The sequence below is a fragment of the Streptomyces sp. NPDC047917 genome (genome assembly GCF_043204345.1).
GTDB classification, from domain to species: Bacteria; Actinomycetota; Actinomycetes; order Streptomycetales; family Streptomycetaceae; genus Streptomyces; species Streptomyces sanglieri.
The window spans coordinates 104,822-127,357 of sequence record NZ_JBIDCA010000019.1 but is presented as its reverse complement, the minus strand read 5'-3'; the positions used below and the strand labels follow the sequence as shown (position 1 = coordinate 127,357).

Annotated in this window: 22 protein-coding genes and 1 pseudogene; 10 read left to right on the top strand and 13 right to left on the bottom strand. The window is 70.0% G+C overall.

Translation table 11 applies throughout. The annotated features are described in order from the left end of the window. Window positions 1-310 precede the first annotated feature (310 nt). Together ACGF8B_RS37295 and ACGF8B_RS37290 are read right to left on the bottom strand one after the other, a co-directional pair. Window positions 311-769 carry a hypothetical protein gene (locus tag ACGF8B_RS37295; RefSeq protein ID WP_392746876.1) on the bottom strand — a complete coding sequence of 153 codons (459 nt, stop codon included), beginning with the start codon at window positions 767-769 and terminating at the stop codon, window positions 311-313. Window positions 770-1,066: 297 nt separating this feature from the next. Next, window positions 1,067-1,678 carry a TetR/AcrR family transcriptional regulator gene (locus ACGF8B_RS37290; RefSeq protein ID WP_392746874.1) on the bottom strand — a complete coding sequence of 204 codons (612 nt, stop codon included), beginning with the start codon at window positions 1,676-1,678 and terminating at the stop codon, window positions 1,067-1,069. A gap of 231 nt (window positions 1,679-1,909) precedes the next feature. Here ACGF8B_RS37290 and ACGF8B_RS37285 point away from each other — a divergent pair, with 231 nt between their 5' ends. The 3 genes and pseudogenes from ACGF8B_RS37285 to ACGF8B_RS37275 form a co-directional block, all read left to right on the top strand. Next, window positions 1,910-2,497: a DUF308 domain-containing protein gene (locus ACGF8B_RS37285; RefSeq protein ID WP_392746873.1), complete on the top strand. Its 588-nt coding sequence runs from the start codon at window positions 1,910-1,912 to the stop codon at window positions 2,495-2,497. Between the two features lie 122 nt (window positions 2,498-2,619). Then, entirely contained in the window at window positions 2,620-2,985 is a 366-nt protein-coding gene (locus ACGF8B_RS37280) for a S26 family signal peptidase (protein ID WP_392746872.1), read from the top strand. Window positions 2,986-3,009: 24 nt separating this feature from the next. Beyond that, window positions 3,010-3,243: pseudogene (locus ACGF8B_RS37275) on the top strand (IS630 family transposase); the annotation flags it as partial. A 1-nt stretch (window position 3,244) separates the two neighbouring features. Here the strand turns inward: ACGF8B_RS37275 and ACGF8B_RS37270 are convergent. Next, window positions 3,245-3,757 (bottom strand): DinB family protein, encoded by a 513-nt coding sequence (locus ACGF8B_RS37270; protein ID WP_392746871.1) that lies wholly within the window; start codon window positions 3,755-3,757, stop codon window positions 3,245-3,247. Between the two features lie 404 nt (window positions 3,758-4,161). Between ACGF8B_RS37270 and ACGF8B_RS37265 the strand changes: the two genes are divergently transcribed. Next, window positions 4,162-4,902: a class I SAM-dependent DNA methyltransferase gene (locus ACGF8B_RS37265; RefSeq protein ID WP_392746869.1), complete on the top strand. Its 741-nt coding sequence runs from the start codon at window positions 4,162-4,164 to the stop codon at window positions 4,900-4,902. A gap of 172 nt (window positions 4,903-5,074) precedes the next feature. Here the strand turns inward: ACGF8B_RS37265 and ACGF8B_RS37260 are convergent, their stop codons facing one another. Both ACGF8B_RS37260 and ACGF8B_RS37255 read right to left on the bottom strand, forming a co-directional pair. Beyond that, complete coding sequence (locus tag ACGF8B_RS37260; protein ID WP_392746952.1) at window positions 5,075-5,920, bottom strand: PaaX family transcriptional regulator C-terminal domain-containing protein; 846 nt, start codon at window positions 5,918-5,920, stop codon at window positions 5,075-5,077. 35 nt (window positions 5,921-5,955) lie between these two features. After that, entirely contained in the window at window positions 5,956-6,591 is a 636-nt protein-coding gene (locus tag ACGF8B_RS37255; protein ID WP_392746868.1) for a GNAT family N-acetyltransferase, read from the bottom strand. A gap of 107 nt (window positions 6,592-6,698) precedes the next feature. On the opposite strand from ACGF8B_RS37255, the gene ACGF8B_RS37250 reads away from it, so the two are divergent. Continuing rightward, on the top strand, window positions 6,699-7,769 hold the full coding sequence (locus tag ACGF8B_RS37250; protein WP_392746867.1) for an alpha/beta hydrolase family protein: 1,071 nt from the start codon (window positions 6,699-6,701) through the stop codon (window positions 7,767-7,769). A 12-nt stretch (window positions 7,770-7,781) separates the two neighbouring features. Here the strand turns inward: ACGF8B_RS37250 and ACGF8B_RS37245 are convergent, their stop codons facing one another. Both ACGF8B_RS37245 and ACGF8B_RS37240 read right to left on the bottom strand, forming a co-directional pair. Beyond that, entirely contained in the window at window positions 7,782-8,666 is an 885-nt protein-coding gene (locus ACGF8B_RS37245; RefSeq protein ID WP_392746866.1) for a sensor histidine kinase, read from the bottom strand. A 378-nt stretch (window positions 8,667-9,044) separates the two neighbouring features. Then, window positions 9,045-10,781 carry an immunity 49 family protein gene (locus ACGF8B_RS37240; RefSeq protein WP_392746864.1) on the bottom strand — a complete coding sequence of 579 codons (1,737 nt, stop codon included), beginning with the start codon at window positions 10,779-10,781 and terminating at the stop codon, window positions 9,045-9,047. Between the two features lie 424 nt (window positions 10,782-11,205). On the opposite strand from ACGF8B_RS37240, the gene ACGF8B_RS37235 reads away from it, so the two are divergent. The 3 genes from ACGF8B_RS37235 (at window position 11,206) to ACGF8B_RS37225 (ending at window position 14,607) form a co-directional block, all read left to right on the top strand. Next, window positions 11,206-11,874 (top strand): macro domain-containing protein, encoded by a 669-nt coding sequence (locus ACGF8B_RS37235; protein WP_392746863.1) that lies wholly within the window; start codon window positions 11,206-11,208, stop codon window positions 11,872-11,874. Between the two features lie 142 nt (window positions 11,875-12,016). Next, window positions 12,017-13,696, top strand: coding sequence for an ADP-ribosyltransferase domain-containing protein (locus ACGF8B_RS37230; protein WP_392746861.1), 1,680 nt, complete (start codon window positions 12,017-12,019; stop codon window positions 13,694-13,696). 278 nt (window positions 13,697-13,974) lie between these two features. Next, on the top strand, window positions 13,975-14,607 hold the full coding sequence (locus ACGF8B_RS37225) for a DUF2461 family protein (protein ID WP_392746859.1): 633 nt from the start codon (window positions 13,975-13,977) through the stop codon (window positions 14,605-14,607). Window positions 14,608-14,996: 389 nt separating this feature from the next. Here the strand turns inward: ACGF8B_RS37225 and ACGF8B_RS37220 are convergent, their stop codons facing one another. The 4 genes from ACGF8B_RS37220 to ACGF8B_RS37205 form a co-directional block, all read right to left on the bottom strand. Then, window positions 14,997-15,341, bottom strand: coding sequence for a hypothetical protein (locus ACGF8B_RS37220; protein ID WP_392746857.1), 345 nt, complete (start codon window positions 15,339-15,341; stop codon window positions 14,997-14,999). A 348-nt stretch (window positions 15,342-15,689) separates the two neighbouring features. Next, window positions 15,690-15,998: a hypothetical protein gene (locus ACGF8B_RS37215; protein ID WP_392746855.1), complete on the bottom strand. Its 309-nt coding sequence runs from the start codon at window positions 15,996-15,998 to the stop codon at window positions 15,690-15,692. Window positions 15,999-16,207: 209 nt separating this feature from the next. Continuing rightward, the gene (locus ACGF8B_RS37210) at window positions 16,208-17,191 is read right to left on the bottom strand and encodes a helix-turn-helix domain-containing protein (RefSeq protein WP_392746950.1); all 984 of its coding nucleotides are present in this window, start codon (window positions 17,189-17,191) and stop codon (window positions 16,208-16,210) included. 355 nt (window positions 17,192-17,546) lie between these two features. Then, window positions 17,547-18,476: a LysR family transcriptional regulator gene (locus ACGF8B_RS37205; protein WP_392746853.1), complete on the bottom strand. Its 930-nt coding sequence runs from the start codon at window positions 18,474-18,476 to the stop codon at window positions 17,547-17,549. A 114-nt stretch (window positions 18,477-18,590) separates the two neighbouring features. Between ACGF8B_RS37205 and ACGF8B_RS37200 the strand changes: the two genes are divergently transcribed. After that, window positions 18,591-19,118 (top strand): DapH/DapD/GlmU-related protein, encoded by a 528-nt coding sequence (locus tag ACGF8B_RS37200; protein ID WP_392746949.1) that lies wholly within the window; start codon window positions 18,591-18,593, stop codon window positions 19,116-19,118. Window positions 19,119-19,226: 108 nt separating this feature from the next. On the opposite strand, the gene ACGF8B_RS37195 is transcribed toward ACGF8B_RS37200, so the two are convergent. Both ACGF8B_RS37195 and ACGF8B_RS37190 read right to left on the bottom strand, forming a co-directional pair. Beyond that, the gene (locus tag ACGF8B_RS37195; RefSeq protein ID WP_392746852.1) at window positions 19,227-20,783 is read right to left on the bottom strand and encodes an FAD-dependent oxidoreductase; all 1,557 of its coding nucleotides are present in this window, start codon (window positions 20,781-20,783) and stop codon (window positions 19,227-19,229) included. A 47-nt stretch (window positions 20,784-20,830) separates the two neighbouring features. After that, complete coding sequence (locus tag ACGF8B_RS37190) at window positions 20,831-21,523, bottom strand: TetR/AcrR family transcriptional regulator (protein WP_392746850.1); 693 nt, start codon at window positions 21,521-21,523, stop codon at window positions 20,831-20,833. Window positions 21,524-21,973: 450 nt separating this feature from the next. On the opposite strand from ACGF8B_RS37190, the gene ACGF8B_RS37185 reads away from it, so the two are divergent. Continuing rightward, entirely contained in the window at window positions 21,974-22,522 is a 549-nt protein-coding gene (locus tag ACGF8B_RS37185) for a hypothetical protein (RefSeq protein ID WP_392746848.1), read from the top strand. Window positions 22,523-22,536 lie beyond the last annotated feature (14 nt).

The window sequence follows — 22,536 nt, the reverse complement described above, 5'->3', positions numbered from 1 at the left end:
CAGAGTGCGGTGGCGGAAACTGGTGCCCTGGCACAGGATTCTGCCGGGGCGGCGCCGGCCGCCTGGACCCGGCGGCTGGGAAGCGGCACCGACCGCGCCGCCGGACCGGGCCACCGGTCTGAACCGCGCCGCCGGACCGGGCCACCGGCCTGAATCACGTCGCCGGCCGAACGCCACAAGGCCCGGAGTCGGGAAACCACCCCACTCCGGGCCTTGCACACAACCGCACACCGGACATGCCCCGGCTCGTCCTGGCCGGCGCTCGCCGGTCCGCGCAGAGTCAGTCCGCGCAGAGTCAGTCCGCGCGGAGTCAGTCCGCGAGCTCGCCCTTGAACACGTGGCTGGCAAAGTCCATGGAGATCCGGTACTTGGTGCCGGGAATGACATCCGTCGCGAGGACCCGCCACTTGCCCACATCACTCTTGGTGAAGCTCATGTACTTGGTGCACTGCGTGCCGCCGCCGGTCGGGTAGAAACAGATCCTGACGTGCAGCGGATTGGCACTGCCCCACTGCGTGAGCTTGAGGTTGATGTCCCCACAGATTTTGGGACTGGCGGTGTAGTACGGCCCGAAGCTGTGCTCGGCCTCGTCCGTCCCCATGTTGAACGTCTCGCTCGTCGCACTCCCGTAGCAGGTCACGGCCGCACCCGACGCCGCCGAGCGCTCGGGAACCGATGCCGCGGCGTTCACCGAAGCACTGCTCATCGCGCCGGTGACCAGGGCCAGTCCGCCCGTCAGTACGGCGATCCGGCGAGTGATCTCACGCATGGTGTGATGCCCCCTGTCGTGTTCTGTCGCTCCCTTCCGGAGAGACAATGCGAGTCTGCTGGAGGCCACTTGGGCGGGGTACCTCACACCTCATAGGGTCCGGACACGGAGAAACCGGCCCGGCGCCGTGTGCCGGTTCCGCGAGCCGGGCCACCGTCGTGGAGCGGCCGATGCTGCAGGCCCCGGCGACTGCTGCGGACGTGCCTGGTTCCACCCTTCGGCCCGGACCGGGCAGCCACATCGCGCCGGGACCGGCGGAGGCGGACCCGCCCCGTGTCATCAGCCCTCACGCGGGCGTCAACGGCCCTCGGTCCACTCGGCGTCGGAGGGGGTGGCGTGTGCCTTGAGGAGCGCATCGACTCCGAGTAGGAAGGTCTCGCACACCAGGTCCGGGTCGAAGAGGCAGCCGGCGGCCATCGCTCCGTCGCGCATCATCACGAAGTGGCGGGCGGCGGGTGCGGCGGGATTCTCCCGAATCCCGGCCAGAAGGCCGGTGACGGTCTCAAGGAACCACTGACGGTGCGTGAGGACGGCCAGGTGCACCGGGTGATCGGGGTCGGGATACTCGGCGACAGCGTTGAGGAAGGCGCATCCCCGGAATCCGGGGGACTGGATGCCCTGGGCGATGTACGCACTGACCTCACGGATGGTTTCGGCGGCCGGTAGCCCGGCGGCGACCGCGGTGTCGACCTGGTCGCGGATGGCCCGGTCGGCCTCGTTCAGGTACGCGACGATCAGGGTTTCCTTGCTGGGGAAGTGGCGATAGAAGGTCGCCCGTGTCACCTGTGCTTCCGCGATGATGCGGTCGACGCCGACGGCGTGGATCCCTTCCGCGTAGAACACCCGGCCGGCTGTGTTGAGCAGCCGGGACCGGGCTTCGGACGGCCGGCCCTCATACTCGCGCACCATGCGGCGATTCTAGCGGGTAGAACGTTCGGTCTTGACAAGTGGTGACGCCCTTGCCAGCCTGGTGAACAGAACGTTCGGTCTTGCAGGAGTGGCATCCGGCCGCCGGCCCCATCGGGCGGCAACCGGGGATGCCATCGGAAAGACATGCGTCCGGCCCGATCGAGAAGGCCGACCGCAGGAAACCCCGCCCCTCTCTTCTTCTCTCTTCGCGGATTCATGAAAGGGACCATCGTGAGCGCCATTGCTGCTCCGTCCGGCATCACCGGGACGGCCGCTGCCCTGCGGCGGCTGTACTTCGTCCGGTTCGCCTTTGCCATCGTCTGGGCCCTCGTGATGTTCACGATGGCCACGAAACTCACTCCGGCCGCGGTCGTGCTGCTCGTGCTGTACCCGCTGTTCGATGTGGGGGCGGCCGTCGTCGACGCGAGGTCGTCGCGCACGACGGGATCGCCCGCGCCGCTCTACGTGAACATGGCCGTCAGCCTGGTCGCCGCAGCCGGCGTGGGTATCGCCTGCGCGTCAGGCATTCCGGCGGTACTGCGCGTCTGGGGCGCCTGGGCGATCTTGTCCGGGCTGGTCCAGCTGATCGTGGCTGTTCCCCGTCGCCGGCTGGGTGGCCAGTGGCCGATGATCGTCAGTGGCGCCATTTCGATCCTGGCCGGGGCCTCGTTCGTCGCGTCGGCCGGCGCGGACGAGCCCGCGCTCACCGCCGCGATCGGCTACGCCGTCCCCGGCGGCATCTTCTTCCTCGTCTCGGCCCTGCGCCTGGGCCGCACCGCCCAGGACACACGGATGCTCACACGTACGACGTCGCCGTGATCGGCACGGGCCCGGTCGGGAGTGCGCCGCCGACCGGGCGGTGCAGTGACGCTCGCCCCGCTGGTGGAGCACCGAGGAGTAGACCGGTGGGGTGGCGCGGGGGAATCTGCCACGATCGCCGGATGGGTGCACTGGATGCGGTGGCAGGCAGGGTTGCCGACGGGGCCACCGTGGAGTTCCGGCCCAGCGGCTCCTCGATGGTCCCGCTGATACGCAGTCGGCAGCAGGTGGTGGTTGCTCCGGTCGACCCGTCGAAGCTGGAGGTCGGGGACATCGTCCTCGCCCGCGTCGCCGGGACGGTGTACCTGCACCTGGTGTCGTCCGTGGACCCCGCCGGGAAGCGGGTGCAGATCAGTAACAACCGCGGCCGTGTCAACGGCTGGACCAGCCACGATCGTGTCTTTGGCATCTGTGTGGCGGTCGACGGCGTCACCAGGCCAAAGGTCGCGGGCAGGACGCCCGCGGCCGATTCCACCGACTCCGCCTGAACCCGATGCTCCAGCAGCCAAGGTGTGCGGGCGGCAGAACGAGCGCGCGTTCGCGAGCCCGATGACAGCGAGGGCCGGCGGTGGCTGCGGACAGTCCGCAGAGGCACCGGCCCGGTGGTGACCTGCCGGCGCGCGCAGATGGTGCTGCCGTCCGCTCAGGGCATGCCGGTCGCGAGGATCGCCGGGCTGCCGTTCACCAGCGACGACCGGATCCGCGACGTGGTCCACGACTTCGACGCCGACGGCTTCGACTCGTTGCTCATACGCCGGTGGTGCCATCGACGCGTTCCCGGACCAGGTCGGCGTGGCCGTTGTGGCGGGCGTACTCCTCGATCATGTGGACGTAGATCCAGCGGAGGTTGACGTCCTGGCCCATGAAGCTCCCCGTATCGGACAGGGCACGGTCGGCGCAGAGCTCGCGGGCGCGGGCAATCTCGGCCCGCCAGGTGGCGAGGGCATCGCCCAGAGTGGCGCCCTCCGCCAGTGCGAAGCCACCGTCGGGGGCATCCGGGCCGGCCTGCGGGTCGTAGATGGGCGGAGCCTGATCCCCGGCGAACACGCGACGGAACCAGTTCCGCTCCACCTCCGCCATGTGCTGAACGAGGCCGGTCAACGTGAAGCCGGACGGAGGCACGGACGCGACGGCGGCCTGCTCATCGTCCACGCCCTCGCACTTCATGGCGAGCGTGATGCGATGAAAGTCGAGCCAGCTTTCGAGCGTGGTGCGCTCATCGGAGTTCAGGGGCGGCATGGGACGTTCGAGGGCGCTCATCACTCGATTATCGTCAGCGGCCGAAGCACTCGGCGGGCAGGTCCTCACAACAGGCGAACGTTGCCTGACGCGGCACCAGCGTTCCATCACGGCACCCGCGGGATCCCAGGAAGTCGAGCGGGAAAGTGCGCCATTCGCGGACCTGGGGATTCGGGTGACGCCCCGCGGCCTGCGGCAAGGGCTCCGCGTCGTCGGCGTCGACCTGGCCGCGGAACAGAAGCTGGCCGAGGACGCCAACACCCCGGGTCCGGACGGCCGGATCAGCGGCGGCCCGTTTTTCCCGGTGCGCGGTGCTGCGCGCGCGAACGACTTCGGAGCCCCGGGCAGGCCACGTCCTCGACCCGCGGCGAGGAGAACGTAAATACGTCGACAGCGCCCCTCGGCACCCGGCAAAGTGGCCGTTTGTGACGAGCAGCGAACTGTGGACCCGTGCGACCGCCGAGCGCTACGACGACGAGGAGGCCGAAAGGTCCTCGGCCGCCGTTCTCGGACCGGCTCTCGCCTTCCTCGCCGAGCTCGCCGGAGACGGCCGGGCACTGGAGTTCGCCATCGGAACCGGACGAGTGGGCATCCCGCTCCGGGAACGCGGCGTGCCGGTAGCGGGCATCGAACTGTCCGAGCACATGGCAGCGGTGCTGCGGTGCAAGATCGACGAGAGCACGCTCCCGGTGACCATCGGGGACATGGCCACCACCGTCGTCTCGGGCGGGTTCACCCTGGTCTATCTCGTCTACAACACCATCACGAACCTGCTCACGCAGGACGAGCAGGTCGAGTGCTTCCGCAACGCCGCACGTCATCTGGAGCCCGGCGGCCGATTCGTCATCGAGCTGGATGTGCCGCCGCTGCGGTTCCTGCCGCCCGGCCAGGTCGCGGTGCCGTTCGATGTCTCCGAGAGGCATCTCGGCTTCGACACCTTCGACCTGGTCGAGCAGATTCTCGTCTCGCACCACTTCACCCGCGACGGCGCCGACGGCCGCTACCGTCGCGGCAACTGCCGGCAACGGTACGCCTGGCCGGCAGAGCTCGACCTGATGGCACGGATCGCTGGGCTGGAGCTGGAATCCCGCGTCGCGGACTGGGACGGGTCGCCGTTCGCCCAGGACTCCGCGAAGCACATCTCCGTGTGGCGCAAGCCGGCCTGAGGCCGGCCACCCGGGCAGTCGCCGCAAGCCGTGTCTGTCCTGAAACGCCTGCCGGGAGTTCAGGCATCGCCGGCGGATCAGTGCGCCCGGGGGCCCGCAACCTCTGAGCCGGGCAGGCGCCCTCGCGGTGTCCTCCTCCGGCGGGCGCGACCCCGCGGCGTCTGTTCCGCCTTCAGCGCGTGGCCCGGTCCGCTGTTTCGCGGGTGATGTCGGCGTAGAGGCGGAAGAGGGTTGGGCGGGCTTCGCCCCGGTCGCGTCGGTGCAGGGCCGCCCAGCACTGGGCGATGAGCTCCCGGGCCTGGGTGCCGGGCCAGGGCTGGGGCAGGAACTGAGGTGGCAGCAGCGGGTCGGGCTCCATGGCGCGGGTGAGTTCGGCGGCCAGCTCGACAGCGATGGTGAGGAGTGCGGACGAGGAGATTTCGGCAGAGCCGGTGAGCCGGGCGAGGCGGGGCCGGGCGACGCGGCCGAGCCGGTGGTAGCGGCCGGCGATCTCCTGCAGGGGCCACAGGCGTCGGGCGAGTTCGGCAGGCTCTCGGACATCGCCCCTGCGCAGGTCCGTCGTGGTGAGGAGGGTGAGCGCGCCGTGGGCGCCGAGGCGGTGGGCGGCTTCTTCGACGTACGGTTCCCATGCGTTGGCGCAGGCGTACAGCCCGCCCTGGAGCGGGGCGCCGCCGAGGTGGACGAGTGTCTCGCGCAGGGCGTCCCGGGCGGGTCGGGCCGATTCGGGCACCGCGAAGGCGGCCAGGTGCCAGACACCGTCCCAGGGCGCGAGCCCGGCGTCCTGCCGGAACGCGTGCCGCAGGAAGTCCGCGTTGGGGGCGAGAGCACGCGTGGTGTCCGTGGTCGCGCGCAGTTCCGCCTTGCGGCCCCGGCCCTCGTGGGTGAATCGGCCCTCGGCCACGAGGCGTTTGACGCACAGCCGTACCTGCTGGTCGCTCATGCCCAGCGTGTTGGCGACGGTGTACAGCTCGTCCGCGCCGACGGTGCCGTCCTCGCGGATCAGCGCGTGGACGAGCATGCGGGTGGGGACCTCGACGTGGTCGGTCTCGGTGCTCACAGCTCTCTCCCCTCTCTTGTTCCGACCGGGCGGTGCATGGTGGTCACCGCGCCGAATCCGAGCAGCCCGCGCAGGTAGGGCGTGCGCTCGGTCCGTACGGCCGTGAAGCCGCGCCGCTCGTACAGGGCCCTGGCGCGCGGGTTGGTGTCGATCACGTCCAGTCTGATCTCCCGGCAGTGCTGCTCCGACGCGACGGCGGCTACTTCCTCGATGAGCAGGCTCCCGATACCACGGCCGCGCATGCCCGGATCCACTGCGATGCCGTCCATGACGAGCTGTCCGGGGGCCGGGCGACGTTCGAACAGGGCCAGCAGCAGGAGTCGGCGCAGTCCTCGCAGGTGTCCGTACGCGCGCAGCACGGCGCGAGCCGATCCCCCGATGAGGGCCCTCCCGTCGTGCTGGTACCCGGCGAGGCCGACGAGCTGCCCGTCCAGGAGGGCGCAGACCGCGCGATCGGCGTTCAGGTGGGCGGCGACAAAGGGCACCGCCTTGCCCGGCGGGTTCAGGGCGGGACCGAGTTTGCGGCCGAAGGCGTCCCAGTACAGCTCGGCCGCCCGCCGCTCGGCTCCGGCCGGAACTCCCCGCCGCACCGTCACCGGTCCGGCCCCGGGGCCTGTCGCGTCCGGTCCCATGCTGTGCCACCTCTCCCGACGAAGCTTGAATCTATCAAAGTCTATACGATCGTTTCTTCAGTGATAGTTTTGTTGCTCGATCGAACCCGAGCAGAGGCGGCCGTCCCATGTGTCCGAAGACTCCGCCACGGCGACGCGGGCTCCGCGCCGCCGTGTGGTCACTCGTCGCAGTCCTGGTCGTGGCCGCCGGCCTCGTCGGTGCGGTGCTGTGGCGGAACTCGTACGACATGGACGAGCAGCGGGTCACGATCCGCCACGGCGGCCACACCCTCAACGGCGTACTGGCCATCCCCAGGGACGGCCGCGAGCAACACGGCCTGGTCGTGTACGTCCACGGCGACGGCCCTGTCGACGCCACCCACGACGACGGTTACAAGCCCATGTGGGAGGCGAACGCCAAGGCCGGGTACGCCTCCCTGTCCTGGGACAAGCCCGGCGTCGCGGGCGCCCCCGGCGACTGGCTCGACCAGTCCATGGACGACCGGGCCGACGAGGCAGCCGCCGCGATCGCCTGGGCCCGCGCCCGCCCGGACATCGACGGCGACCGGATCGGGCTCTGGGGCGCCAGCCAGGCGGGCTGGGTCCTGCCCAAGACCGCCGCCAGGACGCCCGTGAGCTTCGTCATCGCCGTCTCGCCCGCGATCAACTGGCTCCGGCAGGGCCGCTACAACCTCCTGGCCGAGCTGCGCGCCGACGGCGCATCGGCAGCCCGCACCAGGGCGGAGGTCGCCAGGAGCGACACCGTCCGCCGGCTGCTGGGGCGTCACGCGACCTTCGAGGAGTACGTCGGGGCGATGCGCGGCGACACGGACGGCATGACCGCCGAGCGCTGGGGCTTCATCTCCAAGAACCACACCGCGGACGCGACACAAGACCTCCGCGCCCTGCGCGGCGTACCGGTGCTGCTGGCCCTGGCGGGCCATGACATCAACGTGGACACCGCCGACACGGAGCGCGTCTACCACAAGACGCTGGACGCAGATGGCGCATTGACGGTCAGGCGATACCCGGACGCGACCCACTCACTGCTCAAGCAGTCCATTGAGCAGTCGGACCTGAAGATCACGCTCACCGCGCTCTTCTCCCCCCGCTCGCTCTTCGCGGACGGATTCCTGGACGGCCAACGAGAGTTCCTCAAGGAGCTCGGCCGAGGCAGCCACGCCACCGCTCGTCCGTGAGACCTCCCCGGCTCATGAACCGAGATCGTTCACCGCTCGGGGTCGACTCCCGGTACCCGCCCGGCATCCCGGCCGGCCAACGCCGAAGTACTCCCGGGCCGTCTCTCCGCCACCGAAGGGGACGCGCGGTCCCGCCCGCTCGTCCCCTTCCGTGACGGGCAGCAGCGCGGTGACCTCGTAGCCACCGTCGGGTGTTGCGCCTGCGGAGAGCTCGCCGCCGAGCATCGCGGCGCGTTCGCGCATGCCCAGGATGCCGTGTCCGGCTCCTGGCGAGGGGCGGGCGGCCTGTTGTCCGGGGCCGTTGAGGATCCGCAGGTGAAGAGCGGAGTCGGTGTAGGTGAGTTCGATGCGGGCCGTGGCGCCGGGGGCGTGGCGCAGTGTGTTGCTGAGCGCTTCCTGCACGATCCGGTAGGCCGACAGCTCCACGCCTCCGGGCAGCGGGCGGCGGGGCCCGGAGGCCACCGCCGTCACGTCGAGCCCGGCCCCGCGGACGCCGGTGAGCAGGTCGTCGAGCCGCTCCAGAGTGGGCTGCGGAGCCTTGGGGGAGTTGCCGTCGGGACGGTCCTCGGAGCGCAGCACCCCGAGGAGGCGGCGCAGCTCGGTCAGTCCCTCCAGGGCGCCCGCGCGGATGTCGGCCAGCGCCGTGACCAGTTCCTCGGGCGGGTCCGCGACACGATACGGGGCGGCATCGGCCTGGATGGAGATGACGGACATGTGGTGGGCGACCACGTCATGCAACTCGCGTGCGATGCGGGCGCGTTCCTCCAGAACGGTGCGGTGCGCCCGCTCCTGCGCAAGGGCCGATTCCTGTTCCGCGAGCCGGATGCGGACCTCCCTCGTCCGGCGCACCGCGATGGCGGCGACCACGACGAGAACGAACAGCACCAGCACGATCACCGTGAAACGCCAGGGCCCCTTTCACGGGACCCGGGTGTCGCTGATGTACCACTCCACGAGACCCCGCCCGGCTCGCGAGCCCCGTCCCTCGGCACGGACACTCACAGCACTTCCGCTCCAGACGCTCTTCCGGATACGAAGTTACGGAGCGAACCTGCTGGTCGGCCTCACTCTGCGGAGCCGTCCTTCCGTCTGGCTCTCAGGTATGACGGCGTCGCGGGAGATGAACCGTTCAACGGGGAGCGCGACGCCAGGGCGTTGCCCTGGCGGGGAAGGGCTTCGGCGGTCCTGGTGCAAACAGGTTCCCGGTGGCAGGCGACCCGGGACGGCCGAGGGGATACCGGTGGATCATCTGAGCGCTCCGTTGCCGACATGTCCCTAGAAGGGCTCCGCGGCCCGGAGGAGATCCTGCGGAAGGTAGGGGGATTCGACGCGGACGCCCCACCCACGACGGCGGGCGTGGCAGGCCAGAGCGAGGACGTCGAGGTTGACGGAGGCGTCCGGATCGTCGGCGCGGTCGGCGACCTGGTAGTAGTCGCGGTGGGCTTCGAGCGCGTCGGCCAGGGCCAGGTCGAAGCTCTCCTCGTCACCCTCCACGAGCTGCGACAGCAGCACGATCGGCGGCATGCAGAAGCCCCAGTCCTTGGCCTTCTCGGCCTGCTGCAACGCCCGCCGCACGGCCGGTTCGGGATCGATGCCCTTCAGATAGGCGTGGAGGGCTTCGCGGTACGCGCTGAAGGCGGAGCCGTCCGGCTGCGCGAAGGAAGGACCGGTGAGGACGAGCGGTGCGAGGTCTTCGCGTGTGCCGGTGATGAGGGCGAGGGCAGTGGCCTTCTGCCAGAAGCCGGCGCCGGCCTTCTCGCCGCGCTCGGCCCGGTAGCGCACCGCGCGGCCGTCGACGGTCACCTCGGTCTCGGTGCCCGGCTCCGCAAGGGCGATGTGGAACAGGGCCGACCCCGCCCGGGAGGCCAGCTTGAGGTTCGCGAGCTGAGGGCCCGTCACATGGTCGGAGTTCTCCGCACGCCACTTGAAGAGTCGTTCCTGGTCGCCCATGACGCTGCTGAGCCGCCAGACGTCGAGGGGTTCCCCGGCGACGGCGGTGAACGCCTCCTGGATGTGCCTCTCGTACAGGGCCGCCACCTGCGCGGGCACCGTCCGCTCGTAGGCCGGCCGCTCCACCACCAGCGGGCTCGCGGCGAGCGCGGCCACGGCGTCCGGCCGCCGATCCCTGCCGAAGGCCGCCACCCGGGGGCCGCGGCTCTCGAAGCCGGTGATCAGAGCGTGCGGGAGGTAGCCGGTGCGGACGGCCGGCGCCCAGCCCAGGGTCCGGTGGGCGAGTGCGGCAAGGGCGATGGGCACGAGCGGGAGCAGCGTACCCGGGGAGGCCGCAGAGCCGTGCAGGGCGGCGTGGCCGGCCAGGAGGTCGGCCAGTGCGGTGTCGAAGGCCTCCCGGTCCTCAGCGGCCAGGGCGCGCAGCGTGCGCAGCGCCATGCTGTCCGGCCGGTCCAGGAGAGGGGCACCGGTCTCCTCCGCGCGGGTACGGATGCGGTCCAGGGCCGCGTCGACGGCAGCGAGCTTGGCCTGCGCGCTCGGCGGATACTCCTCGTCGTCGCCGGTGTCGTCCAGGACCACGGCCATCAATCCCGTGGCCAGTTCGCCGACCGGCGTTCCCTGCGCCCGCTCGGCGAACTTCATCCGGGCGAAGTGGAAGGCCTCGCCGTGCCACCTCGCCTTGTCCCTGAGGACCGACAGGCACAGTGCGTCGGTCCACTGCCCGGGCGTGATGCTCTCCGCGGGGGCATCCTCGCCCGGGTCGTAGCTCATGCCGAAGTTCACGTACTCCAGGAAGACCTGGAAGTGGCAGTGCGGGTGGTACGCGGCGTAGGCGACGGCGCCGGCAGCCGCTTCGGAGGCGTCCTTGAGGGCGGCCTTGGCCTCCGGGGTGTCGAGGCCGGGTATCTCGACGGAGAGGGCACCCAGGTAGTCGAGGAACGTGTCGGCGATCGACTGCCATTCGTAGGTGGTCATCCGGCCGGCTCGCGACATGGACCGCACCTGGCCCCCGATCCGGTTGGTGAAGTCCTCGCGCGCTGCCGACACGACGGCCTCGCCCACCTGGTGACGCTCTATCCGCAGCCCTGCTCCTTGATCGAATCTCTGCGGACAGCCTAGGCGCGGGATCCGACAGACCACGGCTGCCGGGCACCGGGGACGCGGGCCGCGACGGTCGGCCCGTCCACCGCTCCGCCGGCGGCGCGCCATCGAGCTTCGCCTGCGGTGCCCTCAGCAGGGCGTCCGGTTCAACCGTCACAGAACGATCCCGGACCCCCTCCTCGCGAGAAATGCCGCGCACCAGCAGCACGGCGCAGGCACACCGGCCCAGGGCCCAGAAGAAATGAAGCGCGGCTATGGCGGCCGCCCGGGCACACGCGATACGCCCCCGGCCGACCCTGCTCGAACAATCCTGTCGAACGGCGCTGTCAGTGGCGCACGGTAGCTTCGGGATTGTTCGGGATCACGGGGTGAGAGGGGTGAATTCGTGGGTGTCAGGCATGCGTTGAGCGTCGTCCTGGTCGACGTCAACGACGAGGTGGTGACGGCCTGGCGGTCCGCGTTCGCGGACACGCCGGAGGTCGGTATCAGGCGGGGATCCCTTCTCGATGTGGACGCCGACGCCTGGGTCTCGCCCACCAACGAGCGTGGCCGGATGGACGGTGGGGTCGACGCCGTCGTCAAGCGGTACCTCGGTGCGGGCATCCAGGTGCGAGTGCAGCGGGCGATCCGCGACCGGTTCGGCGGACGGCTGCCGGTGGGCAGCGCGGTGTGCGTCCCGTCCGGTGCGGACGTGCCCCGGTATCTGATCTCGACGCCCACCATGCGCCAGTCGTCGCAGAACGTCAGCGACACGATGAACGTGGCCCTGGCCTGCGCGGCCGCCTTCCAGGCGGTGCATCTGCAGAACCGGGCGAAGCCGGGCAGCATCCGGTCGGTGGCCCTCGTCGGGATGGGCGCACAGACCGGGCAGGTACCGGCGAAGGTGTGCGCCAACCTGATGTGGACGGGCTACACCCTCTTCCACGACCACGGTTTCGCGGACTACGACGAGTTGCGGGCCGCCGTACTGGGGCAGCTCGACGACATCGAGGGAGCGGGGTCCGCACGGCGGGTCCGGATCAACGTGCCGCAGCGGCCTTCCTTTCGCCCCTGACCCGAGTACCTCGCAGGCCGATGCCGCCCAGACCGCGGACACCGGCGACGACCCTGCTGCATCTGCCGTACCTGCCGTATCCGTTCAGCATGCCGGGGCGCTCGTGGAGCCGTCCGGTTCGAGTACCGGGAGTTCCACCCTCGTGAGTGATATCGACGTGACGGCCGCGGGCGGTGCCGGTTCCCCGGCGGGGGATCCGCTGGGACTGGCCGGCCTGTTCACCGATGGCGGCGAGCCGTGGCTGCCGCTGCTCGGACCGGTGATCGAGGCGCAGCCAGGAGCCGCCGACTTCATCGGTCCGAAGCGCAGCCCGGAAGTCGTCCCGGTGCGCGAGCTGACGTTCCAGGCGTTGAAGCCGCATCCGCCGGAGAAGTGGAAGGTGGTCGTCTTCGGACAGAACCCCTATCCGCGGGCGGAGAGCGCGACCGGCATCGCGATGTTCGACAACACCTTCAACGACTGGAAGGACAGCCAGTTCGGCCGGGTCGTCAGCGTCCGCTGCCTCATCAAGGCGGCCGCGATGTGGAAGTACGGCATCGTCAAGAAGACCCCGATCGCCGATGTCCGCGCCCTGCTGAAGAAGGAGGACACGGTTCAGCCGCCCGAGTGGTTCCAGGCGATGCTGACCCAGGGTGTGCTGCTGCTGAACGCGTCCCTCACGGCGAGCGCGGACGGGGCGATGGCGACCGATCGGCACACGGCGTTCTGGCGCCCCGTGGCCGAGCAGATCGTCGAGGAGATCCTCCGCGCGAAGCAGGACTCGGTGCAGGAGGACGACCGGGGAGTGGTGTTCGCCTGGTGGGGCGCACACGCCCGGAGTCTGAAGAGGGTCGTCCAGCGGCTGGAGAAGAAGTACCCGGGGGTGCAGGTCCGTCACCTGGACCACGCCAATCCCGCCGCGCAGGGAGATCTGTTCTGTGAGGGCGACCACTTCGCCCAGGTGAACGACGCCCTGGCGGCGGTGGGGGCCGAGCCCGTCGACTGGCTGCCGCAAAAGGGCTGGGACCAGGGGACGGACGGGGCCGGCGGGCCGGAGGACGGTGGTGTCGCGCAGCGGATGGGCGCGTTCATCGCGTCCACGATGGAATTGCACCAGCTCTATCTGGAGCGGCTCACCAGCGTCAAGGACGAGGGCCTCGTCCTGCCGCCCGTCACCGGCGTGTTCGACACGCCACTGATGGATTTCCGGAAGGCCGTCGAGCCGGTCTCGCAGGTGCTCGCGAACCTGGATCGGCATATCGACCTGTCGAGTCGTTTCGGGGAGAAGAAGGCCACGGAGGCGATGTCCGCGGACGCGCCGTCTGCGGACGCGCTGTCCGGGAAGGCCGTGGCCGCCTTGTCTGCCGACGCGATCTCGGCCCTCTACCTGTACACGTGCGAGTCGGGCTTCTACCGAGAGATCAACGCCGTGCTGCGCTCGCCGGACCGTGAGCGCGTGGTGCCGTACCTGCCGTACCTGCGGTTGCTGTTCTCGGCGATGCAGGCGCTGCCGACCCGGACGCAGCCGCTGTGGCGTGGTGTGGCGCTGGATCTGCGGTCCCAGTACCCGCTGGGGCGGACGGTGACGTGGTGGGGCGTGTCGTCGTGCACGTCCGAGCTGGGGGTGGCGCGCGCGTTCCTCGGCGGACGTGGCCGGCGGACGCTGTTCGAGGTGACGCCCGCGCGGGCGGTGGGGATCCGGCGGTTCTCCGCGTTCACGGGGGAGGAGGAGTACATCCTCGCACCGGGGACGCAGCTGAAGGTGACGGAGGTGAAGGCCGAGCGTGGCGGTCTGTGCACCGTGCGACTGACAGAGCTGGAGGGGGCCGGCCTGGTGTCGTGACGTCCCGGGGGCCGGGCAGACGAGCGCCCCGTGGCGGCATCCCGCGCAGCCGGGCTTGCGGGCTGCCGACCGGGGAGGCACCGAACTGGGCGGCAGTGCCATGGCGCTGGTACCGCCGGGCGCGAGCCGGTCCTCGGGAACGGGGTTCGGCCGGGCGACCACATCGTCGTCCGGCCGGGCTCGGGTCCACACACCAACGGCGCGTCACTCGCCCGGCCGGCCGTTCAACGCTCGTCCCACTCTCCGCGCGCGGATGACGGGTCGGCTATCCTCCGCCCATGCGTGAACAGTTCACCGGCTGGTCGGAACAGGCCATGGATGTGTTGTGGCAGCTCCAGGGCGAACCGACCCGCGCGACCCGCGAGCGCTGCCGTGCGGATCGCGAACGCCTGGTCCGACAGCCGATGATCGCCCTGCTCAACGAGGTCGCGGACGCCGACCCCCGGTACGAGGACTTCTCCGTCTGGCACTACCGCACCGACTCCTGGTGGTGGCAGCACCAGTGCGCGGTGATCCGACTCGGCCGCAAGATCGAGATCGGTCTCCGGTTCTCCCTGGACGGCCTGCGGATCCAGGGCGCCTGGTGGTATCCCGATCCCGGCCAGGTGGACATGTTCCGCAAAGCCGTGACCTCCGAGGGGAGCGGGCGCGAACTGTCCGCCATCGTCGAGGACCTGCGGAAGAAGGGCTACGACATCTCCGGGGACGTGATGAAACGCCCGCCGCGCGGCTGTCCGACGGACCACCCCCGTACGGACCTGCTGCGCCACCGTTCACTGATCGCAGCCCGCCCCCTCGGCTGCGAGGAGTGGCTGCACACCCCCGAGACGGTCGACCGGGTCCTCTCGGCCGCCGCCGACCTGGACGCCCTGCTGATGTGGCTGGTCCGCCACGTGAAACGCGCCGCCTGACGCCACCTCGGCCACTGACGGCTGCGAGGCGGGCAGTGACAGTCGGCCCGGCGACTTCTCTGCCTCGGAGACGGGCGCCGGACCGAGCGTCTCGGCGACGAACGATGCGAAGCTCTGATGAGGCCCGTCTGCCTCGCGGACGTCGCCCTGCCGCAAGAGCCGCGGGGCCACGGCCGGCGGGCCGCCGGCCGAGCCCTCGTTCTGCGATCAATTACGGGGCAGCCCCCAAGGGCTGTCCCGCAATTCCTGGCGGGCGTGCGACGACAGCTACGGCACCTCGCCGCGTTGTCGGAACGTCCACATACATCCAGTATGTGGACGTCCCTCCGCCTTGCGATGCACCGCATCTGACGCCGCACGCTGTTCCACCAGGAATTGCGGGACCGCCCTTAGCAGGGAACACCTGCAATCTCCATGTACTGGAAGTCGCCCCATCCGTTCGGGTCGTAGGAGTCGAACTCTTTTTCGGCCCCCTTGGGGCCGACCCATGGGCCGCTGGCGACACCGCCGCTCGTCCAATGAGTGATCACGTACGGGCAGTAGCCGTCGGCCGCCAGGTCCGTGACCCAGCCGTGTGCGTGGTTCCCGCAGGCCCAGCCCGTCGCCTTGCCGAAGCCCACGTTCTTTCCCCAGTTGACCGTGTTGCAGTTCTCACTGGCGCTTGCGGTGGCGGGCGCCATGACGCCCATTCCGATGACTACCGCAGCGGCCGCTGAGGCGATGAGCTTTCGCATGAACTCCCCTTCATTCGATGGTGACTTACTTCACGGTGACTGTGCGACCGCGCTGCGGGACGAGAGGAAGGCCGGTCGCGCTGCTGCCCGGTCTGCGGTCGAGTTGTGCCTCGGCGTTCGTTCGGGCCGGCCGGCCCCCGATGTGGACCTGCCCGGTGCGGATGGCCTCAGCGGCACTGATCTCGGGCTCGGCCGGGGCTCGCCGGCCGCGAGACCGCTGTCCGTGACCCACTCGTTGCCCGAAGCGATCCAGCCGCCCTGCCGGTCGCCGTTGACCAGGGCGTACGAGCCGGTGTTGTGGACCTTTCCGATCCGCTGCCGCCGGGCGTGCCGAGCGCCCCGACAGAATCAGGACCGGAGGGCGAGGGTCACGCGCAGGAGGAACTGCTGGAGGGGAAAGCCTCCCACGTAAAGGCACTGGACATACACCCTGTAGCCCTGCGCCGAGTAGTAGGCCGCGTAATACTGGCCGCGGGCCACACATTCCGGATAGAAGTACACGCCCACGTCGTACGTCTGCGACGAGGAGGCCACTGTGCTGGGCGCGGCGACCGCCGCGGGAGCCGAAGCGGCGACTCCTCCGAACGCGATGGCGAACCCGGCCAGCGCGGCGACAACCCTCGTCCTTCTTCCACCGTTCGGTCGTTCGGTACTCATGGATGTGTCTCCCCACACTCGCGCCCGCCGCGACGTTCCGATGATGTGCCGCTCCGGCGGCACACTGCTTCCGCCAGGGGCGATGGACCACTGCAACAGAACGGACGAACTGGGCTCTGCCCGGTAGCGGAGCCCAGCACCCCCGTCCCTGACATCGTGGCGTGCGGTGGCATCCGCGAGTTGGCGATACGTGCCCCGATACTTGTCGCTCAGCGCGGCCCTTCCGTCTCGGGTGCGCCGCCCAGCGCCGACTGCCTGAGCTCTCGGGGCGGCACCCCGTATCTCGCACGGAACGCCCGGCTGAATTCCGGCGGGCGCAGGAACCCCCACCGGGCGGCGATGGCGCTGATCGAGCGTCGTTCCAGCCGGGGGTCGGTGAGGTCGGCGTGACAGCGTTCCAGCCGGCGGCGGCGTATCGAAGCCGCCACGGTCTCCTCCTGCTGCCGGAAGAGGGTGTGCAGGGAGCGCACGGAGATGTGATGGTGTCCCGCGATGGTCGCCGGACTCAGTTCCGGGTCACCGAGGTTGTGGTCGATGAAGGTGTCGACGCGGGCCAGAAGGGCCTGCCGGCGGGTCTCGGCCGGGAGGTCTCCGTAGGCACCGATGTACTGCGCCAGGCAAGCACCTGCCAGGTCGAGCGCCATAGCCCCCAACCGCTTCAGATCGTGCGGTTCGCAGTCAGGACCATAAGCGTCCAGAGTCGTCACGAATCGGGTGAGGATCGCTCCCATGCCGGCACGGGACGACAACGGCTGGGCGAGGATCCGGTCGACCTTGTCGGGTGGGAGCGGCAGCTCTTCGCGCGGCACTTGCAGAATGCGCGACTGAATGTGACGGCCCCGGTCGGGCACCTCCCCCTCGAACGGGTGCGAACTGTTCCAGAGCACCATGTCACCGCACACCAGCCCGGAGTCCTGGCGCCGCTGGCTGATCCACAAGGGGGTGCCGGAGACGAACGTGAGCTGGTACGTCGCCGGATCGGCCTGCCGGACGTCGGCCCAGGTGCGTTTCAGGTGCGCGGGCGGGCTGTCGAACGCGGCCACCCGTACGGGACCGAGGTCCAGCAGGCAGCCCCTTGCGGGGAAGTCGACATCGGCGTTCGCACTGCTCACGGTGAGAGGGGCCAGTTCACGGGAGAGCATGTCGGCCCAGAAGTGCAACCGCTCCTGCGGGGGGAGTTCCTCGTTCGACACGTTCAACCACACGTCCGCCCCCGATATCGCCGCTCTGGTGATCACCCTTCGGACCGCCGCTACAGCTCGGCCCTCCGACGCTATTCCCGGGCCTCGTTCAGACGAAGCCGCCGAAGCGTGCTCAGAAGGCCGCTCGTGAACCGTCCGGCCGCGCGGCGACCCGCTTGCGGCGGCCATGGAGCGGTCGAGGGGCGTGTGGGCGGGACCCCGTTGTCCATGCGGAAATCACAGGAACGGGCACGTGGGCCGCGGTTCGGTCACCCTGTTGCCCGCTCGGACCGGCACCGGCCGCCGCGAGGACACCAGGCATCGCGGAGCGGCCGACGGCCGCTGCCGGCCCCTCGCTCTCGCCTCGTCAGCGTTCTGTCCAGTCCGGTACCCACAGGTCGTCCGGGGTGCGCAGCCTTGAGGCGCGCAGATGGTCGCGCAGCGCGGTCAGCACGGGGTGCCGGTCTCCGCTGCGGGACAGCAGTACGTGCGTGTACACCGGGGTCGGTTCGCGCAACGGGACGCGCCGCAGGTCGTGGGTCTGGGGCCACACGTATCGGTCCCCGCCGCCGACGAGGGTGGCCAGCGAGGCCGAGTCGGCGAGCGCGTCCATCAGGGCCTCGTCACCGAAGTCGGGGCCGAGCGCGTCGATGCTCAGACCGAAGGCCTCGGACAGCGCCTGGTAGAACGCCGCCCACTCCGTGCGGGGCCTGATCCCGGGGATCCAGATGCGGTGGCCTGCCAGGTCCGCGGGCCTGACCCAGGGCACGTCCGCCAACGGGTGGCCGGGTCCGACCATGAGCTCCAGGGGGCCGTCCAGGAGTCGTTCGGCGCTGATCCCGGACGGGACCTGGTCCACCGGCAGGGCACGGAAGGACGCGTCGACGGTTCCTTCGAGCACCGCCCGGGCGGCCTGGGCGGCGTTCTCGTTGCTCAGCGTGACCGTGTCCAGGCTCATCCCGGGGTGGGATCGGTAGAACCGGTAGACGGCCTGGGCAGGAGCGATACGCCGGTTGAGGACGTCGACGCGCAGGGGCCGGCTGCCGGGGCGGACGGCCTGCTCGGCCTGCTCGACGGCAGCCAGGACCTTCTTGGCGTGCGGCAGGAAGACCTGCCCGTCCAGGCTCAGCCGGGAGCCTCGTGAGGTTCGCACCAGGAGCGTGACCTCAAGGTGCTTCTCCAGGGTCGCGATCCGCTTGGAGACCGCCTGCTGGCTGACCCCGAGCTCGTCCGCTGCTGCCTGGAACTGGCCGGTCTCGGCGACGGCCACGAACGTCCGCATCCCTTCAACATCCACGCGCCCACCCTAATTTCACAACGATTGGTTGTCGCCGGCCGGCCCCGGGGTTGTTTGATCGTGGGTTCTTCAGGCTGATGGGATCAGCGCATGTCCACTCGCACAGACCAGATCATGTATGTCCAGAAGCCCGAGTTCGCGCGTCACGTGGAGCGGATCGTGGAGGTGACCGATGCGACGTCCCGACTGAACGTGCTTCCGTTCAGCGACAGTGAAGGCCGCGCGGAACTGCTTTCTGTTGTGTTCGGTGGCCCGCTGCCGGAGTCGGTGATGATCTACCCGCCGTTCTTCACCGAGCACGGACTGAACACGACGTTCGGGGAGAACGTCTTCGTCAACCAGGGATGCACCTTCATGGACAAGGGAGGCATCCGCATCGGCAACGGCGTCATGATCGCCCCGAAGGCCAGCCTCATCACCGGAGGGCATCCACTGCCCCTGGCCGAGCGCCGCGAGTACCTCTCCTTCGCCCCGATCGTCATCGAGGACGACGTCTGGATCGGGACGGCTGCCGTGATCACGCAAGGGGTGACCATCGGTGCCGGTGCGGTGGTCGCGGCCGGTGCGGTGGTCACTCGGGATGTTCCTGCCGGCACCGTGGTCGCGGGAGTGCCCGCCCGGGTGATCAAGACGATCGACTGAGCCCGGCGGCTGCCGACCCGGGCGCGCAGCACCTCTGCGGTCTGATCCGGATGCCTCGTCACACCCGGCTGAGCATGCCGGTCCGGGCTCGCGTTTGACGGACCCGCCTCAGCTCTGCGGGCTGCCGAACCAGCGGGTCGCGGCCTGCCGGAACGCCCTGACGTCGAGAGCTTGATCGTCTGCCCAGGCCACAACGCCGTCCGGGCGGATGAGCAGGGCGTTGAACCCGAGGTCGTTGCGTGCCGTGCCGGTCGCGTACCGGATCCGGCTCTGCCAGCTCTTGGCCGCGCGCTCCAGCGCGTGGTCGCCGGTGAAGTCGAGGACCACGCCCCGGCCTTGGCGCAACAGGTCACCGAGGCGAGTGCCGTCCTCGAAGCGGAAGTCGGGGGCGGTGCTGCCGACGAGCGGCTGCGCGCTGCCCAGGTCGTAACGGTCGAACCCGGTTGTCTTCCGGTAGGCGAGGGTCGTTCCGTCCGTCGTGCTCAGCAACTCGTGGACCAGCCGCCGCAGCGCGGGGCCATTGGGGCCGGGCTTCATGGTGGCGACCTGGGCACGTGACCAGTCCAGGACGGCGGCGCCGACGGGGTGGCGCTCACTGGTGTACGTGTCGAGCAGCTCTTCGGGCGCGGCGCCGTGCACGGTCGCGGCGAGCTTCCAGCCGAGGTTGACGGCGTCACCGATGCCGAGGTTGAGCCCCTGGCCGCCGAGGGGGGAGTGGATGTGCGCGGCGTCGCCGGCGAGCAGGACGCGGCCCCTGCGGTACGTCGTCACCTGCATCGCACGGTCCGTGAAGGTCGATGCCAGATGAACATCGGTCAGCGTCGGGTCGGACTCGGTGATGCGACGCAGGACTTCCTGAAGGTGCTCACGGGTCAGCGGCCGGGAACGGTCGAACGCGCCGCCGTCGAAGTCCATCATGCCCAGGTGCCCCTCGAAGGGCGTACGCAGATACATGCCGTTCGGCGTCAGGTTGAAGCCGAGCGGCAGCTGCTGCGGGTCGGCGAAGGTGACGCGCGCGACGTAGCCGGTGAAGAGCGGTTCCGTGCCGACGAATTCGAAGCCGGCGAGGCCGCGCACCGTGCTGCGGCCGCCGTCGCATCCCACCAGGTAGCGTGCCTGGTACTCCTGTCCGGCTGCCGTGACGGCGACGGACTGGTTGTCCTGCGTCACAGCCGTGACGGCGACGGACTGGTCGTCCTGCGTCACAGCCGTGACGGTGGCGCCGCGGACGATGTCCACGCCGAGCGCAATGGCACGCTCGGCCAGGACCTTGCCGAGCGCTTCGAGGCTGGTCATGAAACCTTCCATCGCCGGGCTGGGCAGCCGGAACGGGAAGGCGGACACGTCGATGTCGGCCGCGTCCAGGCCCATGCCCGCGAAATGGCTCACGGCCCGGGGAGCCGGCGCCTCGATCGCGTCGGGGCCGGCGCCGACCGAATTCGCATCGGTGCCGGAAGCGTCAAACACCGCTTCGAGCAGGCCGCGGTTGTGGAACACTCCGGCCGATCCTGCGCTCAGGCCGCGCAATCCGAGCGGGAGCGCCTTGTAGGGCGAGGTGACCTCCTCGTCCCGCTCCAGGACCAGGACGGAACAGCCGCCCAGGGCGAGCTCGGTGGCCAGGAACAGACCGACCGGGCCGCCGCCCGCAATCACTACGTCACGCATGGGAGACACCTTCCTGGAAACGTACGCTGGGGGCCGGACCGGACAGGTCAGCCGAGCCGGGTCAGACCATCGAGGACGATGGCGATGCCGGTGAGGAACTGCTCGCGATCGTCGTGCTCCCTGATCTGACCGACGATGGCGTGCATGAACGGGTAGTCCTCGGGGGCGAGGTCCTGCCAGGCCGTCGCCGTCGCTCCGAGGAACTCGGCACGGTCGGGTTGGACGGTCGAGGTGTCACCGTCGATGCGGGCGTTCTGGCTGACGGCCCCGAGGATGTAGTGCACAAGCGCCGAGGCGGCGTCGAACCAGGAAGCCTGTGGCACACCCAGCGCGCCCACTTGGCGGCCGATCCTCTCGAAGATCCCCACCGTCACCGGGCCGAACGGCTTCCGGACGATCTGCAGAGTCAGCCGTGTCGCGAGCCACTGGTGCTCGGCGATCGCGTCGAACAGCGCCAGCGCGACGCTGCGGATCTCGTCCTCGGGCGTGGCCGCGGCCACGCCCGGCTCGGCTGCCAGAGCAGCGGTGACGATCGTTTCCGTTGCCATGTCCAGCAGCTCGTCACGGCTGCCCACCCGGTAGTAGATCGCCCCGGACCCGGTGGACAGGCGCTCCGTCAGCGCTCTGGTGGTCAGCGCGCTCCCGCCACCCCCGTCGAGCAGCTCGATCGCAGCCTCGATGATCTGCTCCTGGGAGAGCACTTGGTTGCGCCGCTGAGGCCTGCGGGTTCTCGTCGACATGCCTCCACCGTGACACATTTGGAGCGCCAAACCAAGTTGGTGCAGCGCTCCAAATGTTCCGCCGTACCTTCCGGGAGTGCCCAGGCGCTTGTTCGACTGACGTCAGGTGAGGGATGGACAGAACGGAACGGCTTTGCCGGCGGCCGACTCCTCCCGCTGGATGAGAACCGCGCCGGCGAGGATCAGGCTGGTCGCCAACTGCCGGAGTTCTGCGACCTTTTCTCGCCTGTTGGAGATGGCCGGCTTGAGGCATGTGACGGTTTGCCCAGCCCCAGCCCCAGCCCCAGCCCCAGCCGCAGCCGCATCGCCGTCGCCGTCGCCGGTTCCGGTTTCGGCTTCGGCGGTGGGCAGTCGCGTCGTGGATGCCGGCTGCCGGGTCGTCCCCGGGTACTGCGCCGCGAGCGGCGCACCGACAACGGCCTGTCGGCGCCGTGTGCTTGGATCGCTTCCATGACGAAGGAAGACGACATCCAGCAGATCCCGGAGGGCTCCGCCGAGCTGTGGATCGGGGCGGTGCCCTCCCTCGGGCCCGGCGGGCGTGATGTGTTTCTGGGGCTCGGTTCGCACGCCGACGAGCCCGGAGCCCGGCTGGCGCGGCTTCTTCTCGACCGGGGGCACGAGGGTGAGGAGGGCGTTTTCTACCTGCTGCCGGAGGATCTGGCAGCCCGCTACGAGCGGACCGGTGACCGGCTCGCGGTGACGCTCCTCGCTCACCGGGACGTCGTAGCCCACAGCCTCCGGGGGTGTCCGGAGGAGGGGCGCGTACTGCCCGGAGCACTGCCCTCCGATCCGCTCGACGCCGACCGGGTCGTCCTGCTCCGCCGCGAGCTGACCACCGGCTTCGTCCCCGTCGAGCAGAGCGGGGAGTTCCAGCCGGTCCTCCTCGTCGACCACACCGCTGGTCCGGATGCAGGGCCCGAGGAGCTGATCGCCCTGTTCGAGGAGGGTGAGGCGGGCATCGCCGTACTCAACGCGGAACTGGTGCCGGACCGGGTCTGACGTTCCAGGGCAGG